This is a genomic window from Amycolatopsis sp. NPDC114505 (assembly GCF_055633615.1).
The window spans coordinates 1,169,584-1,184,469 of record NZ_JBVKDV010000001.1 but is presented as its reverse complement, the minus strand read 5'-3'; the positions used below and the strand labels follow the sequence as shown (position 1 = coordinate 1,184,469).

14 protein-coding genes and 1 tRNA gene are annotated in these 14,886 nt (G+C 68.6%); 7 read left to right on the top strand and 8 right to left on the bottom strand.

Annotation, left to right across the window (positions count from 1 at the left end):
• Positions 1 to 62: 62 nt before the first annotated feature.
• Complete coding sequence (locus tag ACZ7OU_RS06050; protein WP_470240064.1) at positions 63 to 1,301, bottom strand: DUF3662 and FHA domain-containing protein; 1,239 nt, start codon at positions 1,299 to 1,301, stop codon at positions 63 to 65.
• 131 nt (positions 1,302 to 1,432) lie between these two features.
• Between ACZ7OU_RS06050 and ACZ7OU_RS06045 the strand changes: the two genes are divergently transcribed.
• Positions 1,433 to 1,515: transfer RNA gene (locus tag ACZ7OU_RS06045), tRNA-Leu, on the top strand.
• 134 nt (positions 1,516 to 1,649) lie between these two features.
• Here ACZ7OU_RS06045 and ACZ7OU_RS06040 read toward each other — a convergent pair.
• The 3 genes from ACZ7OU_RS06040 to ACZ7OU_RS06030 all read right to left on the bottom strand — a co-directional run bounded on the left by ACZ7OU_RS06040 (position 1,650) and on the right by ACZ7OU_RS06030 (position 3,743).
• Positions 1,650 to 2,396 (bottom strand): trypsin-like serine protease, encoded by a 747-nt coding sequence (locus tag ACZ7OU_RS06040; RefSeq protein WP_470254392.1) that lies wholly within the window; start codon positions 2,394 to 2,396, stop codon positions 1,650 to 1,652.
• Between the two features lie 116 nt (positions 2,397 to 2,512).
• Positions 2,513 to 3,268 (bottom strand): S1 family peptidase, encoded by a 756-nt coding sequence (locus ACZ7OU_RS06035; RefSeq protein ID WP_470254391.1) that lies wholly within the window; start codon positions 3,266 to 3,268, stop codon positions 2,513 to 2,515.
• A gap of 100 nt (positions 3,269 to 3,368) precedes the next feature.
• On the bottom strand, positions 3,369 to 3,743 hold the full coding sequence (locus ACZ7OU_RS06030; RefSeq protein WP_155548343.1) for an FKBP-type peptidyl-prolyl cis-trans isomerase: 375 nt from the start codon (positions 3,741 to 3,743) through the stop codon (positions 3,369 to 3,371).
• Between the two features lie 138 nt (positions 3,744 to 3,881).
• Here ACZ7OU_RS06030 and ACZ7OU_RS06025 point away from each other — a divergent pair, with 138 nt between their 5' ends.
• Positions 3,882 to 7,100, top strand: coding sequence for a penicillin acylase family protein (locus tag ACZ7OU_RS06025; RefSeq protein WP_470254390.1), 3,219 nt, complete (start codon positions 3,882 to 3,884; stop codon positions 7,098 to 7,100).
• Between the two features lie 81 nt (positions 7,101 to 7,181).
• Here the strand turns inward: ACZ7OU_RS06025 and ACZ7OU_RS06020 are convergent, their stop codons facing one another.
• Entirely contained in the window at positions 7,182 to 8,174 is a 993-nt protein-coding gene (locus ACZ7OU_RS06020) for a hypothetical protein (RefSeq protein ID WP_470254389.1), read from the bottom strand.
• A gap of 105 nt (positions 8,175 to 8,279) precedes the next feature.
• Here ACZ7OU_RS06020 and ACZ7OU_RS06015 point away from each other — a divergent pair, with 105 nt between their 5' ends.
• The gene (locus ACZ7OU_RS06015) at positions 8,280 to 8,630 is read left to right on the top strand and encodes a hypothetical protein (RefSeq protein WP_470254388.1); all 351 of its coding nucleotides are present in this window, start codon (positions 8,280 to 8,282) and stop codon (positions 8,628 to 8,630) included.
• Between the two features lie 4 nt (positions 8,631 to 8,634).
• Here the strand turns inward: ACZ7OU_RS06015 and ACZ7OU_RS06010 are convergent, their stop codons facing one another.
• Positions 8,635 to 9,192 carry a ComF family protein gene (locus ACZ7OU_RS06010; RefSeq protein ID WP_470254387.1) on the bottom strand — a complete coding sequence of 186 codons (558 nt, stop codon included), beginning with the start codon at positions 9,190 to 9,192 and terminating at the stop codon, positions 8,635 to 8,637.
• Between the two features lie 384 nt (positions 9,193 to 9,576).
• Here ACZ7OU_RS06010 and ACZ7OU_RS06005 point away from each other — a divergent pair, with 384 nt between their 5' ends.
• The 4 genes from ACZ7OU_RS06005 to ACZ7OU_RS05990 all read left to right on the top strand — a co-directional run bounded on the left by ACZ7OU_RS06005 (position 9,577) and on the right by ACZ7OU_RS05990 (position 13,038).
• Positions 9,577 to 10,506: a DNA-processing protein DprA gene (locus ACZ7OU_RS06005; RefSeq protein ID WP_470254386.1), complete on the top strand. Its 930-nt coding sequence runs from the start codon at positions 9,577 to 9,579 to the stop codon at positions 10,504 to 10,506.
• A 57-nt stretch (positions 10,507 to 10,563) separates the two neighbouring features.
• Positions 10,564 to 11,604: a trans-sulfuration enzyme family protein gene (locus ACZ7OU_RS06000; protein ID WP_470254385.1), complete on the top strand. Its 1,041-nt coding sequence runs from the start codon at positions 10,564 to 10,566 to the stop codon at positions 11,602 to 11,604.
• Positions 11,605 to 11,665: 61 nt separating this feature from the next.
• Complete coding sequence (locus tag ACZ7OU_RS05995; protein WP_470254384.1) at positions 11,666 to 12,445, top strand: hypothetical protein; 780 nt, start codon at positions 11,666 to 11,668, stop codon at positions 12,443 to 12,445.
• Complete coding sequence (locus tag ACZ7OU_RS05990; protein ID WP_470240058.1) at positions 12,442 to 13,038, top strand: class F sortase; 597 nt, start codon at positions 12,442 to 12,444, stop codon at positions 13,036 to 13,038. Before ACZ7OU_RS05995 ends, ACZ7OU_RS05990 begins: the two co-directional genes overlap by 4 nt.
• Here the strand turns inward: ACZ7OU_RS05990 and ACZ7OU_RS05985 are convergent.
• Positions 13,024 to 14,064 carry a patatin-like phospholipase family protein gene (locus ACZ7OU_RS05985; protein WP_470254383.1) on the bottom strand — a complete coding sequence of 347 codons (1,041 nt, stop codon included), beginning with the start codon at positions 14,062 to 14,064 and terminating at the stop codon, positions 13,024 to 13,026. The two genes, ACZ7OU_RS05990 and ACZ7OU_RS05985, sit on opposite strands and share 15 nt — an antisense overlap.
• Before the next feature lie 10 nt (positions 14,065 to 14,074).
• Entirely contained in the window at positions 14,075 to 14,821 is a 747-nt protein-coding gene (locus tag ACZ7OU_RS05980) for a FadR/GntR family transcriptional regulator (RefSeq protein WP_470254382.1), read from the bottom strand.
• Between the last annotated feature and the right edge of the window lie 65 nt (positions 14,822 to 14,886).

The following is a 14,886-nucleotide window of genomic DNA, read 5'->3' as shown; positions in this document are numbered from 1 at the left end:
CGCGGGTACGCCGCGGTCCCCCCGCACGTCAATTCTGCGGGAACAGTATTCCGTGCCCCCAGTCAGCCCTGCGTACGGAACACGAGCGAGGAGTGCCCCACCCGGATGACGTCGCCGTCCGCGAGCTGCCAGGTCTGGACCGGAGTGCCGTTCACGGTCGTTCCGTTGGTCGAGCCGATGTCGGCGAGCGTCGCGCTCTGGCCGTCCCAGGTGATCTCCAGGTGCCGGCGCGAGACGCCGGTGTCCGGGAGGCGGAAGTCCGCGTCCTGGCCGCGGCCGACGACGTTCCCGCCCTGCTTCAGCGAGTACGTCCGGTTCGAGCCGTCGTCCAGCTGCAGGCTCGCCGCGAGCTGCCGGCCGGCCGCGGGCGGGGCGTAGCCACCCTGCTGCTGGCCGTACGGGTCGGCGGCGGGCTGGCCGTACGCCTGCTGCTGGCCGTACTGGTCGTAGCCGCCCTGCTGCTGGCCGCCGTACTGGTCGTACCCGGGCTGCTGCTGGCCGGCGTACTGGTCGTAGCCACCCTGCTGGTAGCCGCCCTGGTCGTAGCCACCCTGCTGGGGCTGGGCGTAACCACCCTGGTCGTAGCCACCGCCCTGGGGCTGGGCGTAGCCGCCTTGTTCGTAGCCACCCTGCTGCGGCTGGGCGTAACCACCCTGGTCGTAACCGCCCTGCTGCTGGGCGTAACCCTGGTCGTAAGCGCCACCCTGCTGCGGCTGGCCGTACTGGTCGTAGCCGCCCTGCTGCTGCTGGCCATAACCCTGGTCGTACCCGGGCTGCTGGCCACCCTGCTGTCCGTAGCCGTATTGGCCCTGCTGGCCGTACGGGTCACCCTGGTCGTATTGGCCGTAGCCGGGGGGCTGGCTCATTGCTGGGTCTCCTGCGTTGCTGGGTCGTGCCGACCGCGGTGAACCGGCGCCTGAGGGGCGGGCGTCGGGATCGACGGACGAACGGGTCTTGAACTGTCCAGTATGCAGCGCCTCGTTGCGCTCGAGTGATACGACGACGTCACCATAGGTGTCCAGGCCTTCGGCGGCGAGGTGTTCCGCCACCGCCTTGGCGAGGACCTGGGTGACCCGTTGCTCGTCACCGGCCATGCGCTCGTGGTCAGCTGCCCCCAGGGACACGATGTAGTGATTGGGGGCGAGCTGCCGACCGCCTGCCAGCTCACGAACGTTCTCCTCACTCTCCCGTTCCAGGGCGATCGCCACTTCCTGCGTGACGACGTTGCCACCGAACATGCGCGCGAAAGTGTTCCCCACCAGGTTCTCGAGGCGTCTGTCAAAACGCTCGACGCGGCTCACCGGGGAAAACCTCCTCACACGTGTGCTTCCGCTATCGATCCTATCCGGGTGAGCCCGCCTCGACACGGCCCCCGGTGAAACCCGTTCAAACGACCTGCTAGTCTTCTCCTCGCTGTCGAAGAGAAGCACTCGGGCGAGTGGCGGAATGGCAGACGCGCACGGTTCAGGTCCGTGTGTCCGAAAGGACGTGAGGGTTCAACTCCCTCCTCGCCCACACCGAAAGGGCCCCGGCTGGTTGCCGGGGCCCTTTTTCGTGTGTGCGGGGCGGACGAAGTTCTTCCGCTCAGGTGGGGAATATCACCCGTTTGGCTCTGCGTGGTGTTCGCTCACGGCGCACTTCGAGGTGTATCAAGCCGTCGTTTTGGTGATCCACGCCGCCAGGATGTCCGCCCGGCTCGTCGTCTCGATGCCCGCGTGGGGGCAGCCGGGGCCGGTCGCCTCCACCGCCACGAGTTCGGTTCCGGTGAAGTAGGGGGCGCCCGAGTCGTACGTGCAGGCGCTCGTCGTGATCTCCGGGGCCGCGCCGCGGACGCCCAGGGTGGTCGGCTCCACCTTCGCCACCGCGACCGTGCCCTGCTGCATGCGGGTCGCCGGCTTGGGGTCCGTGCCCGTCAGGCTGCCCCAGCCCGCCAGGGTCAGCTGCTGGCCGACCTTCGGCACCGTGCGGTTCACCTTCAGCGGCTGGACCGTGGTCACCGGGGTGTCGAGCTCGATCAGGGCCACGTCGCTCTCTTTGGCCTGGACCACCGCGGTCACCTTGCGGGCGACCCCGGATTCGGTGGCTTCGTCGACCAGCCCCAGCGTCGCCGTCGTGGGGTACGGGGTCTTGCCGGAGACGCGGTTGCGGTTCGCGTCGTGGAAGCAGTGGCCGGTCGTCAGGATCCAGGCCGGGGCGATCAGGGCGCCCGTGCAGTAGCTGCTGTAGGTCGAGCCGTCCGGGCGCGGGATCTTCGTCATCGCGAGCTTCGCGACGAACCCGGACTGCCCCGCCGGTACGTCGGAGCCGTGGGCGACCCCCGGGGCGGCCGAAGCGGCCGGGGCGGTGGCGATGGTGGTGGTCAAGACAGCAGCGGCGAGCAGGGCGCGCAGGCGCATTCTTCCCCTTCGTCGAGTCGGTGGTCGACGTTCGACGTTAGGGCCGCGGCCGGGCCCGGGGAATTCCCTGGCCGGGCGTCACCCGACAGCGCAGCCGGGTGACGCCCGAACGGAGGTCAGCCGAGGTGCGAAGCGATCCAGTCCGCGACGACGTCCACGCGGGCCGTCGTCTCCGCCTGGTCGTGGGGGCAGTCCGGGCCGTCGCTCTCGATGGACACCAGGCGGCCGCCGTTCTTGCCCGACGGGACGAAGTACGGCGCGCCCGAGTCGTACGTGCACGCGCTCGTCGTCGACGTCGGGGCGAAGCCCTTCACGCCGACGTACTGCGGGTCGACCGTCGCGACCTTCACGATGCCCTGCTGGAGCTTCGTGCCCGGCGTCGGGTCGACCGACGTGAGGCTGCCCCAGCCGGCGAGCGTGACCTTCTGGTCGATCGACGGCGCGCGGTGGTTGATCGACAGCGGCTCGATGCCGTAGACCGCCTTGTCGAGCTCTGCGATCGCGATGTCGTTGCTCGGCGACTGGTACACCGTCACGACGTTGCGAGTCACGCCCGGCTTGTCCACAGTGGTCGTGCCCAGCAGCACGGACGTCGGGTACGGCACCGGGCCGGACACCGGGTTGCGGGCCGCGTCGTGGAAGCAGTGGCCTGCCGTGATGATCCACTTGCCGGCGATCAGGGAACCCGAGCAGGCGCTGTTGTACTTGGTGCCGTCGGGCTTCGGGATGTCGGTCATGGTCAGCTTCGCGGCGAACTTGAACGTCCCCTGCGGGACGTCGGAGCCGTTGGCCACGGCCGAAGCCGGTGCCGCGGTGACCACGGCCGCGGCGAGCGCGAACAGTGTCGCGGAAAGCAGTGCGCGAGTGCGCATTTCACTGACCCCCTGTGCGGGCCGGCTGCGGGCCGGCGATGGGGGCGAGGGTAGCGAAACCCGGGCGGCGGTGGCGGGAATCCCCGCCACCGCCGGAAAGTCAGTTCACGCCGACCAGGTCGACGACGAAGATCAGGGTCTCGCCGGGCTTGATGACGCCGCCCGCGCCGCGGTCGCCGTAGCCCAGGTGCGGCGGGATGACGAGCTTGCGGCGCCCGCCGATCTTCATGCCCGCGACGCCCTGGTCCCAGCCGGAGATGACCTGGCCGGCGCCGAGGCCGAAGCGCAGCGGCTCGCCGCGGTTCCAGGAAGCGTCGAACTCCTCGCCGGTCGAGTGCGAGACGCCGACGTAGTGCACTGTGACGGCCTTGCCGGGCGTGGCCTCCGCGCCGTCACCGACCGTGATGTCGGTGATCTCGAGGTCGGCCGGAGGGTTGCCCTCGGGGCGGTCGATCTGGGGCTTTTCCAAGGTCATGGCACTCACCGTACCCACGCGCGCGAGGCTGTGCCGAATGGACTACACCCAACGACTGAAGAACGCGAAAAGTCTTCACAATTGTCCTACTGATGGGTAGCGTGCGCTTCGTCACTCTCCTTGAGCGAGGGAGCCCCGATGCGACGTGGCATCCGCACCTTGACCTTGACAGCACTGGCGGGCTTGGTCGCCGGGCTGACCCAGGTCGCTGTCTCCGCACCGGCCGCCGAGGCGGCCGCGGCGCCCAACGACTACTGCGGCGGGCAGTGCAGCGACATCCTGCCGCCCGGTGAAAACGGCAACGGCACCCTCGCGGACATCCTGGCGCACAAGGTGCTCGGCACCCGGCCGGCGCACGCGGCCGACCAGATCGGCAAGTACTCCTCGCTCGCCGGCGGCTACCAGGCGCTGACCACCTCGACGATCAACCAGTACTTCAACGACTCGTCGTTCGGCGTCGCGGCCGACCAGGTCGCCAGCACGACCCAGCCGCGCTCGGACGTGACGATCGTGCGCGACAAGGCACTCGGCGTCCCGCACATCACCGGCACCACGCGCGCCGGCACCGAGTTCGGCGCCGGGTACGCGGCCGGGCAGGACCGGCTGTGGCTGATGGACGTCCTGCGCCACGCCGCCCGCGGCCAGGTGACGTCGTTCGCCGGCGGCGCGGAGGCCAACCGGGAGCTGGAGCAGAGCTTCTTCGCGAACGCGCCGTACACCGAAGCCGAGCTGCAGCAGCAGATCGACAACGTCGCCGCGAGCGGCCCGCGTGGCGCGCAGGGTCTCGCCGACGCGCAGGCCTACGTCGACGGGATCAACAAGTACATCACCGACTCCCACAGCGGCCGCTACTTCCCGGGCGAGTACGTGCTCACCGGGCACGTCGACGCGATCACCAACAACGGCACCATCGACCCGTTCAAGCTGACCGACCTGGTCGCGCTCGCTTCGCTCGTCGGCGCGGAGTTCGGCGCCGGCGGTGGCGGCGAGGTGCAGAACGCCGTCGCGAAGCTGGCGCTGCAGGAGCAGTACGGTGCCGTGCAGGGCGAGAAGGTCTGGCAGAGCCTGCGGTCCGAGGACGACCCCGAGGCCGTCAAGACCCTGCACGACGGCCAGAACTTCCCGTACGGCAAGACGCCGGCCAACGCGGTCGGGCAGGCGCTGCCGGACAAGAACTCCGTGACGCCGCAGCAGCTGGTGTTCGACAAGACCGGCTCGGCGGCCTCCGCGACGCCGTCCACTGTGGACGTCCCGGCCCCCGCCGCGCAGGAGCCCGCCCGCGGGATGTTCGACAACGGCGTGCTGCCGGGCGACATGCTGACCGACAAGCACGGTATGTCGAACGCGCTGGTCGTGTCCGGCTCGAAGACCGCCAGCGGCCACCCGGTCGCCGTCTTCGGCCCGCAGACCGGGTACTTCGCGCCGCAGCTGCTCATGCTGCAGGAACTGCAGGGCCCGGGCATCAGCGCCCGCGGCGCGGCCTTCGCCGGGCTGAGCATGTACGTGCTCCTCGGCCGCGGCCAGGACTACTCGTGGAGCGCGACGACGTCGGCGCAGGACATCATCGACACCTACGCGCTGAACCTGTGCGACCCGAGCGGCAAGGCGCCGACGAAGGACTCGAACTACTACACGTACAAGGGCCAGTGCCTGCCGATGGACACCGTGGAGGTCAAGAACTCCTGGAGCCCGACGGTGGCCGACGGCACCGCGGCCGGCTCGTACACGCTGCGCAGCTACCGCACGAAGTACGGTCCGGTGCTCAGCCGGGCGACGGTCGGCGGCAAGCCGGTGGCGTACGCGCAGCTGCGGTCCTCGCTCTTCCACGAGGCCGACTCGCTGATCGGCTTCCAGGAGCTGAACGACCCGGGCTTCGTCAAGTCCGCGGCCGACTTCCAGAAGGCCGCGGCCGACATCAACTTCACGTTCAACTGGTTCTACGCCGACTCGAAGGACATCGCGTACTTCAACTCCGGCGCCAACCCGGCCCGTCAGTCCAATGTGGACCCGAACATGCCGGTGTGGGGCGACCAGGGACACGACTGGACCGGCTGGAACCCGGCCGGCAACGTCGCGACCTACACCCCGGCGTCGCAGCACCCGCAGTCGGTCAACCAGGACTACTACGTCAGCTGGAACAACGCGCAGTCCAACGGCTACGCGGCGGCGGGCGCGGACAAGTCCGCCGTGCACCGCGTCGACCTGCTCGACACGCGCGTCAAGACATTGATCCTCACCGGCACCAAGATCACCCGGGTCAACCTGACCCAGGCGATGGAGGACGCCGCGCTGGCCGACCTGCGCGCCGAGCGCGTCCTGCCGCTGCTGCTGCAGGTGCTCGACAAGACGCCGACCACCGGTGCGGCGGCCGACGCCGAGGCGAAGCTGAAGACGTGGATGGCCAACGGCCACAAGCGCACGGAGACGTCGGCGGGCAGCAAGGCGTACGCCGACGCCGACGCGATCCGGATCTTCGACGCGTGGTGGCCGCTCCTGGTCTCGGCGGAGTTCAAGCCGGGCATGGGCGACAACGCCTACAACGCGATGACGGGCGTGCTGGGCATCAACGAAAGCCCGTCCGGCTTCCAGAACGGCAACGGCCAGCACACCGGCCAGCCGCACAAGGGCTCGTCGTTCCAGTTCGGCTGGTGGGGTTACGTCAGCAAGGACATCCGGCAGGTGCTCGGCCAGCCGGTGGCCGGTCCGCTCGGCCAGACGTTCTGCGGCGGCGGCAACGTCACCACGTGCCGCCAGGCGCTCGTCGACTCGCTGACCACCGCCGCCGGCCAGGCCGCGAACACCGTCTACCCCGGTGACGCGAGCTGCTCCGCCGGTGACCAGTGGTGCGCCGACACGATCGTGCACAACCCGCTCGGCGGCATCACGCAGGACAAGATCAGCTGGCAGAACCGCCCGACGTTCCAGCAGGTCGTCGAGTACACCGCCCACCGCGGGGACAACATCGCGAACCTCGCGCCGGGGAAGACGGTCAGCGCCACGAGCGCCGAGACCGGCTTCTACAACTCGCCGGCGTCGAACGCGATCGACGGCAACGCCTCGACCCGCTGGGCCAGCGACTGGAGCGACGACCAGGCGATCACCATCGACCTCGGTTCGGTGCAGCCGGTCTCGCGGGTGCTGCTGAGCTGGGAGTCCGCGTACGGCAAGAGCTACAAGATCCAGACCTCGTCGGACGCGGTGACCTGGACGGATGCGGCGGTCGTCACCAACGGCGACGGCGGGCAGGACAACCTGACCTTCACCCCGACGCAGGCGAGGTTCGTGAAGCTGCAGGGCGTCCAGCGCGCCACGAAGTACGGGTACTCGCTCTACGAGTTCGAGGTCTACGCCCACTAGGAAGAGCCAGGCCGGCTCGCCCCCGGACGCGGGGGCGAGCCGGCCGTCTTCGTCACAGTGACGTCGCCGCTACGAGCTGAGTCAGAAGGACTTGGTGAGTTGGTAGACCTTCACGACGTAGCTGTTCAACGCCGTTTCCTCGGCCACCTGGATCATCTCGAATTCATTGAGCGCGGCATCCGAGTCCGGAATCCCGGCCGCCTGAAGGGTCGCAGGGGGTACTCGAACGGGCTCGCCGTCCGCTGCGTCGAGATACCCGGGTAGCAGGGTCTCGAGCCGTCTCGCCTCCCTTGGCGCCGCGACCAAGATGACGATTGCTCGGTGGACTGCTGCGCGCCGGAAGTCCCACAGCTGTCTGATAGTGCGGAGCAGCCGAGGTCGGGAGGGCTCATCACTCTCGTGCAGCAGGGCTACTCGGACATCGATTTCAGATGCCGCCTCGTAGTGCAGGTGCGCGGCTCCGTGCGGCCCTGGGATGAGCGAGGCCAACTCCACAGGCAGGCCCGCAACCAGTAGGGCAGCCGAAGCCGCGTGTGTCGCCACCGCATCTGTGGCGAGGTGGAGCGACCCGGCCTCGGCCTCTTCGAAGATCCAGCCGGCCATTTGCTGTGCCGCGCGCCGCCAGGCGGGTTCACCACCAGGTCCGGCCGGGTTCTGGAACCTGGGACAACCACTACCTGGACGCCAAGAGCCCAACCAGCTTCGATGGGCATCGGGCAGCAGCGTCGTCATGTCCGCTTGATCGCAATGGGCGAGTGGTGCGACGTCGAACGCCAGCGCGAGTGCGAGCAGCATCTGCAGGCTTATCGCACTGCGTCCCGACCACACGTTCAGAACGGTGCGATCGTTTCTGGCCCGTCCGAGTTGTTCGGCGGCGTCCGCCGCGGACATGCCGAGGCCGCGGTGCCTGCGGATGTTCGCGATCAGTTGCTGCTGTGCGAAGGCAGCGGCAACCTCGCCGGCTTGGTCGTTCTCGTGAACCAGCCAGCGGGGCTCGCCGGTGAAAGTTTCGTTCTCGGTGAAGCGAGTCGGCGGTCCGCCACTAGGCGGGCGACCTATTCGAGAAGGAGTCATGATCGGCTCCTCGAGCGAGCCTGCAGCGTTTAAACTACGGTTGGCGGTAGTTTAAACGTCAGAAGGTCCTTGATCCAGTGCTCAGCGGTCGAGAGGGTGTTCCAGGTGGATGTACGTCTGCTGACCGAGCAGCTCACCCCGGCCGACCGCCTACCGGGTGTCGCCTTACTGGTAGCCCGGGAGGTCGTTGAATCCGCAGTTCTGGACGGGGCGGTCGCCGAAGAAGCTGCCGGCAATTTGATGCAGGCCGCTGAGCATCTGCGGATCGCGGCGGACGGCCAGGACTTCCTGCGGTCACATCCGACGTTGATCGGTCAACTGATCCACATCGCCGAGGCTCGATCGCTGCCGGATAGCAAGAGTCTTGCGGATGTACGGTCCGCTTTGCGTCAGCTCGTGCAGGCGGTCCCGCCTGAGGGTTCAGCGTTGATCACGGCCGAGTACGTCGGCTTCTGAGCAGTCACAAGCGCAGGTTGCGGGCTCCGGCCAAGCCCAGAACCGTGGAGGCGCCGGCACGTCGTGCTGCCCGTGCGACGCCACTCATCGTGCTTCCGGTGTGGTAGACGTCGTCGACCACGAGGACCGTACGGCCGGTGAGATCTTGGTCGATCGAGTACTCGTCCATGAGCTGCGATCGTTCACTGCGGCTCATGTCCTTGGCCGGCCGTCGGAACTCGCGGCGGCTGATGACCGAGCTTCGTTCCTTTCCTGAGCTCTGCGCGATCGTTGCGCCGATACGAACGCTCGCCGTCAGCCGCGTCCGGTCGTGTCCGGGGACCGGCAGGATGAGGTCGCTGGACCGAAACCACGGGTGCGTGATTACGACTTCCGTGAGTAAGCCAGACAAGGCCTGGCCAGCCGAAACAACCTTGTCGGGGTTGCGGTTTTCGTACTTGATCATGCGGATGAGTTCGCCCACCGACGTGTAGGCGAACCCATTGACCTCTGTTGAGCACGGACGGCTGTAGAGGTCCAGCGCGATGGCGGCGTCCAGCTCATCCGGTACCGGCAGGACCAAGACTCGCTGCAGAAGCGAAAGGAATTGGGCGGCGTCGACGTTCGTCCGGAACCGTAATCGATGTGTCCAGCGTGGCCGGTGCTTCGGGTAGAGATCGACACTCACTGCGCCGGGAAACCCCGAACACACGTGGTGAGCTGTCTCGTCGGAGCCTCGCAGCAACAGGAGTCTCTCCTGTCCCACGTGCTCCCAGGTCCAATCGTCGAGGCGGTCACCTCGACGGTCGGGCTTGAAGGCTTTGGCTAGGTTTGTCAACGCCGAACAGCCTCCTTTGGGCTACTCAGTGTTGCGTAGGTTTCGCGTTGTGTGTGCAATCCGAGTCGGCGTGTCGGTAGCCGGCTTGACCGGTATCGCACGACCTGCGATAATCGAACATATGTTCTAATGTGTCGGTTTGGTGGAATGACGTCCGCCGGTCCGCCGATCGAGAGCAGTCGAGTCATGACGGTTGAGAGAACGACTACGGATCGTGATCTCGTGCTCGCGCTCCTGGCGCCGCGGGCGGCAGGTGGACCGAGGCGGGCGGCGAAGATCCTGCTGCAGTCAGGGCGGCGTGGACTCCAGCAGCTTGTCGATGAACTGCCGGCCGATGAGCACCACTCAGCGAGTGAGGCAGGGATCCAACTTCGCGAACAGGGCGTCGGTGTAGTCCTCTGTGACGATCCCAGGTACCCCGACCGATTGCGCCGGGCGCCGGGTGCGCCGTTGGCCCTCTTCCATCGAGGTCCGATCGAGTTGCTCCAGCAGACATCGGTCGGTGTCTGCGGCTCTCGGAACGCCAGTTCCAGCGGGTTGCGGGCGGCACAGGCCTGCGGCCACGCTGCAGCGGGTCTCGGAGTGGTCGTAGTCTCGGGCTATGCAAAAGGTGTTGATACCGAGGCGCATCTGAGTGCTCTCGAGGCAGGGGGGACCACTGTTGCCGTGCTTGCCGAAGGTATCTCCGATTTTCGGCTCAAACAGGCCTACCGCACCTTGCCGGATGGAGCACTCAGCCGGTTGCTGGTGATCTCGCAGTTCCCCCCGCGACAGCGTTGGACGGCGGGTGCTGCGATGACACGTAACCAGGTGATCGTGGGGTTGGGAGACGCGGTCGTCGTGGTCGAAGCTGGAGCGAGTGGCGGCACGCTGCGTGCGGGAGAGACGGCTCTGCAGACGGGTAAACAACTCTGGGTTCTCGGCTTCCCTGATGAGGACCCACCCGGAAACCGGGCTCTGCTGACGGCGGGCGGCCGCCGCATCGCGAATCGCGAGGAATTGTCGGACGGCATGCGCAAGCTCATCATTGAGCCCCGCACCCAAGGCCTGTTCGACTGATCGGCCAGCCATCTTCGTCACAGTGACCGGGGATTGACCTGCGGTTACCGTGATCGCATGGACGACTGGACGCCCCGCACCAAGGCCATCGCCGCCGGCCGGCCGCACGGCCCCGGCGAACCGCTGAACACCCCGCTCGTCGCCACCAGCACGTACCGGGCCGGTGGCGACTTCGTGTACGCGCGGGGCGACGGGACGCCGACCTGGCACGCGCTCGAGGAGACCATCGGGGCGCTCGAAGGCGGGCACGCGACGGCGTTCGCGTCCGGCGTCGCGACCCTGTCCGCGGTGCTGGACCTGCTGCCGGTCGGGTCGCGGGTCGCCGTGCCGACGTTCAGCTACGCCGTGACGCGCGGGGTGCTCGCCCACGCGCAGAAGCTCGGGAAGCTCGCCGTCACCGAGCTCGAGCCGACCGACACCGCGGCGTGGGTCGCCGAAGCCGCGACGTCCGACCTGGTCTGGCTCGAGTCGCCGACCAACCCGACCCTCGACGTCATGGACATCGAGACGATCGCCGCCGCCGCGCGCGGCCGGGTCGTCGTCGACAACACCTTCGCGACGCCGTTGCAGCAGCGGCCCCTGGAGCTGGGCGCCGACGTCGTCGTGCACAGCGCGACCAAGCTGATCGGCGGGCACAGCGACCTGCTGCTGGGCATCACGGTGGCCAAGGACCCGGCCGTCGCCGCCGAGCTGAAGGGCGCGCGGACCCGCGTCGGCTCCACGCCGGGTGCGCTCGAAGCGTGGCTCGCCCTGCGCGGCCTGCGGACCATGCCGGTCCGGCTGGCCGAACAGTCCCGCACCGCCGCGCTGCTGGCCGGGCGGCTCGGCGAGCACCCCGCGGTGACGCGGGTGCGGTACCCGGGCTTCGGGATGATGGTCGCCTTCGAGCTGGCCGACGCGGCGGCGGCCGACCGGTTCTGCGCGTCGACCCGGCTGATCGTCCCGGCGACGAGCCTCGGCGGCGTCGAAAGCCTGGTCGAGCGGCGCGCGTGGCTCCCGGGCGAGGAGCGGGTGCCGCCGGGGTTGATCCGGTTCAGCGTCGGCCTCGAAGACCCTGACGACCTGTGGCGGGACCTGGACACCGCGTTAGCGGAGTAACACCGGTCGACAAATCGTCGATAGTCGCGGCATCGCAGGTCAACCGCCGTTGGGAGTCATCGTGGGTAGAACGCTGAACCGGGTCGCGGGCGTCGTTTCGGCGGCGGCGCTGGCCACTTTCGCCGCCACGCCCGCCGCGCTGGCGCAGGACGAAACGCCCACGTCGACCACGGAAACGACCACACCCACTTCGGAGACGACAACCTCGAGCAGCAGCCCGGCGAGCAGCAGTTCGGAGGCCCCCTCCTCGGAGCCTTCGTCCACTTCGAGCACCGCGCCGAGCGAGGCGACCCAGCCCGAGGTCAAGACCACCGAGAAGCGGCGGGCCGCGAGCGAGGCCGAGCCCGAGATCAAGGGCGACACCCAGGAATCCTCGGCGGACGACGAGCCCCAGCAGGACAACACCGGGCACGGCTTCGTCGGTCTCGGTGGCGAGGGGATCCTGGTCATCGCCTGTGCGGCAGGCGCGCCCGGCAGCGTGGCGACCCAGTACCTCGATGTCACCAGCGGCCCCGACCAGGATGGCGCGGACGGCCTGCTGTGGAACTACACCGTGCGCGTTGTCGACCTGCCCGCCGGCACGACCACGGGCAAGTTCAGCTGGACCTGCGGCAAGCAGGAAGGCTCGGGCATCGTGGAGTTCGAGCAAGAGCAGCCGCCGACCAGCAGCAGCTCGGCCTCCCCGACCAGCTCATCGCCGTCGAGCACCGCGCCGATCACCACGGCGACCTCGGCGCCGGCCACGACCACCACCGCTTCCGGCAACGCCGCTCCGAAGGCCCAGGTCAAGGTCACGCCCAAGGGCAAGATCGAGACCGGCTTCGGCGGCACGGCCAGGTGACCGCCCGCCGGGCGAGCGCGGCTGTCGCCGCACTCGCCCTCGCGTTCACGCTGGTCGGCTGTGGCTCGGCCGAGGAGCCGAAGCCCGTCGCCGCGGCCGCGCCGGTCACCTCGTCGATTCCGGTCACCAAGCCGTTCAAGGGACTCCGGCCGACGTCGGTCAAGATTCCCAAGATCGGCGCGGAGTCCAGCCTGCTCGCCGTCGCCGTCAAGACCGACGGCTCGATCTCCGTCCCGTCGGTGCACCAGCCGATGCAGGCAGCCTGGTACAAGCTCTCGCCGGTGCCCGGGGACGTCGGCCCGGCGATCGTGCTCGGGCACGTCGACGGCGACAAGAAGCCCGGCATCTTCTACAAGCTCAAGGACCTCGCGCCCGGTGACGAGGTCGACATCGACCGCAGTGACGGGAAGAAGCTGAAGTTCGTCGTCGACCGCGTCACGCAGGTCCCGAAGGACACGTTCCCGAAGGACGCCGTGTACGGCAACAGCGACAAGCCCGAGCTGCGCCTGATCACCTGTGGTGGCGCCTTCGACCACGCCGAGCACAGCTACCAGGACAACATCGTCGTCTACGCGAACCTAGCCGACGCCTGAACCGGGGTACGGGAACTCCGGCTTCGACGTCGAGCCCGGGCACACCCACCGCCGCATGCCGGCGTCGCAGACGGCGTAGCCCCAGTTGATCAGGTTGTCCTGCGTCTTCTCGGACATCCTGGTCAGCCGGGTCTTCGTCTCGGCCAGCGCGCGCGTCCGCTCGATCGGCGCGGGCAGGGCGTCGGGCAGCTCGAAGTGCTCGATGTTGCTGTAGGTCGCCCAATAGGTTCCGGCGTAGACCTTGTCCTCGTAGGACTTCAGCAGCGAGCCGGTGCGCAGCTCGCGGACCTGGTTGTCCATCACGGTCAGCACGCGGAACAGCTGCATCGGCCAGTTGTGCTTCGGCCGCTCCTCGTGCTTCATCTTCTTCCCGGCGTCGCTGACCAGGACGGTCGCGCGCTGGTTCTCGATCGGGTCGAGGCCGAGGTTGTCGTATACACCCGCGTCGCTGAGCACGATCTTGCGGTCCGGCTGGTGCGGGTCCGGGATCACGACCGGGGAAAGCAGCGGCGGGAAAGCCGACGACGCGGCCACGGCGGTCGCCAGCGGCACCTGCCCGTGCGGGCCGGGCTGCCGGAAGAACCACCACAGCGAGCCGTCCTGCAGGCTGGTCGCGGTGAAGACGAAGTTCGGCCCGGCCGGGTCGAGGTCCGCGAGGCGGCAGTCGCCGAAGAGGTGCTTCGCGTAGCGGCGGGCCAGTTCCTCGCCGGCACTGCGCCACGGCATCACCATGGCCTTCAGCGTCACCGGGACGTCGAGGTTGGTGCGGGCCAGCTTCCGCAGTGGCTGCACGACTTCCTTGCCGAAGTTCTCCGCGATGCCGTCGTCGCCGAAGTACAGCTTGTGCCACGCGTGCGCCAGGACGCCGGCCGCGATCGAACCGCCGGAGACGCTGGAGACGGTGGTCAGCTTCGGCAGCCAGCCGAGCTCGTTGAGCCGCCAGAGCGCGCCGGCGTGGAAGAGCATCGCGCGATAACCGCCGCCGGACAGCGCGAGCCCGACCCCGTCTCGTTTCGTACCGGCCATTCAGCCGAGTCTAGGACCGCAGCAATGGCGCGAGCAGCGGCCGTTGCCCGGCGGGCACGTATTCGGCGTAGTTGTCGTACAACGCCTGCTTGGCCAGCTGTGCCGCGCCGGCACCGTCGGCCGAGCGGATCGCGTCCAGCACTTCGGCGTGGTGCGAGAGCCACGCGCGCATCAGCGACGTCCGGTTGCTGGCGTGCTCCAGCTTGTCCTCGATCAGCTCCAGCACGACCCCGCGCACGACTTCTTCGCTGACCACCAGCAGGGGATTGCGCGAGATGCGCGCGATGACCTCGTGGAACGCGACGTCGGCGCGGCTGAACTCCGCATAGCCGAGCGAGACGCCTTCGCGCATCGCTTCCAACGCCGTGTCGAGGCCGGTCAGGTCGTCGTCGGTGCGCAGCTCGGCGGCGAGCAGGTGGGCCGAGCCGTCGAGGATCATCCGGAACTGCAGCAGCTCGGCGAGCCCGACGTGGTCGGCGCGCGCGAGCCGGTGCATGGACCGGTGCAACGCGGCGGGCGACGCGGCCAGCACCTCCGGCCCCCGCGGGTCGCCGGGCCGGGACCGGATCATTTCCGCGGCCTGGAGAACCCGCAGGGCTTCCCGGATCGTCGAGCGGCCGACCCCGAACTGCGTCATCAGCTCGCGTTCGCTCGGCAGCCGTTCCCCCGGCTTGAGCGCACCGCTCACCACGGCCTGCTCGATCTGCTCGACGACCCGCTCGTACGCGCGGACCGGAGCCACCGGTTCGAACCGCATCCTTGACCTCGACGTCCGTCGCGTGCAGGCTACTGGTCAGACCAGTGTACTGACCTGGAGGCCGA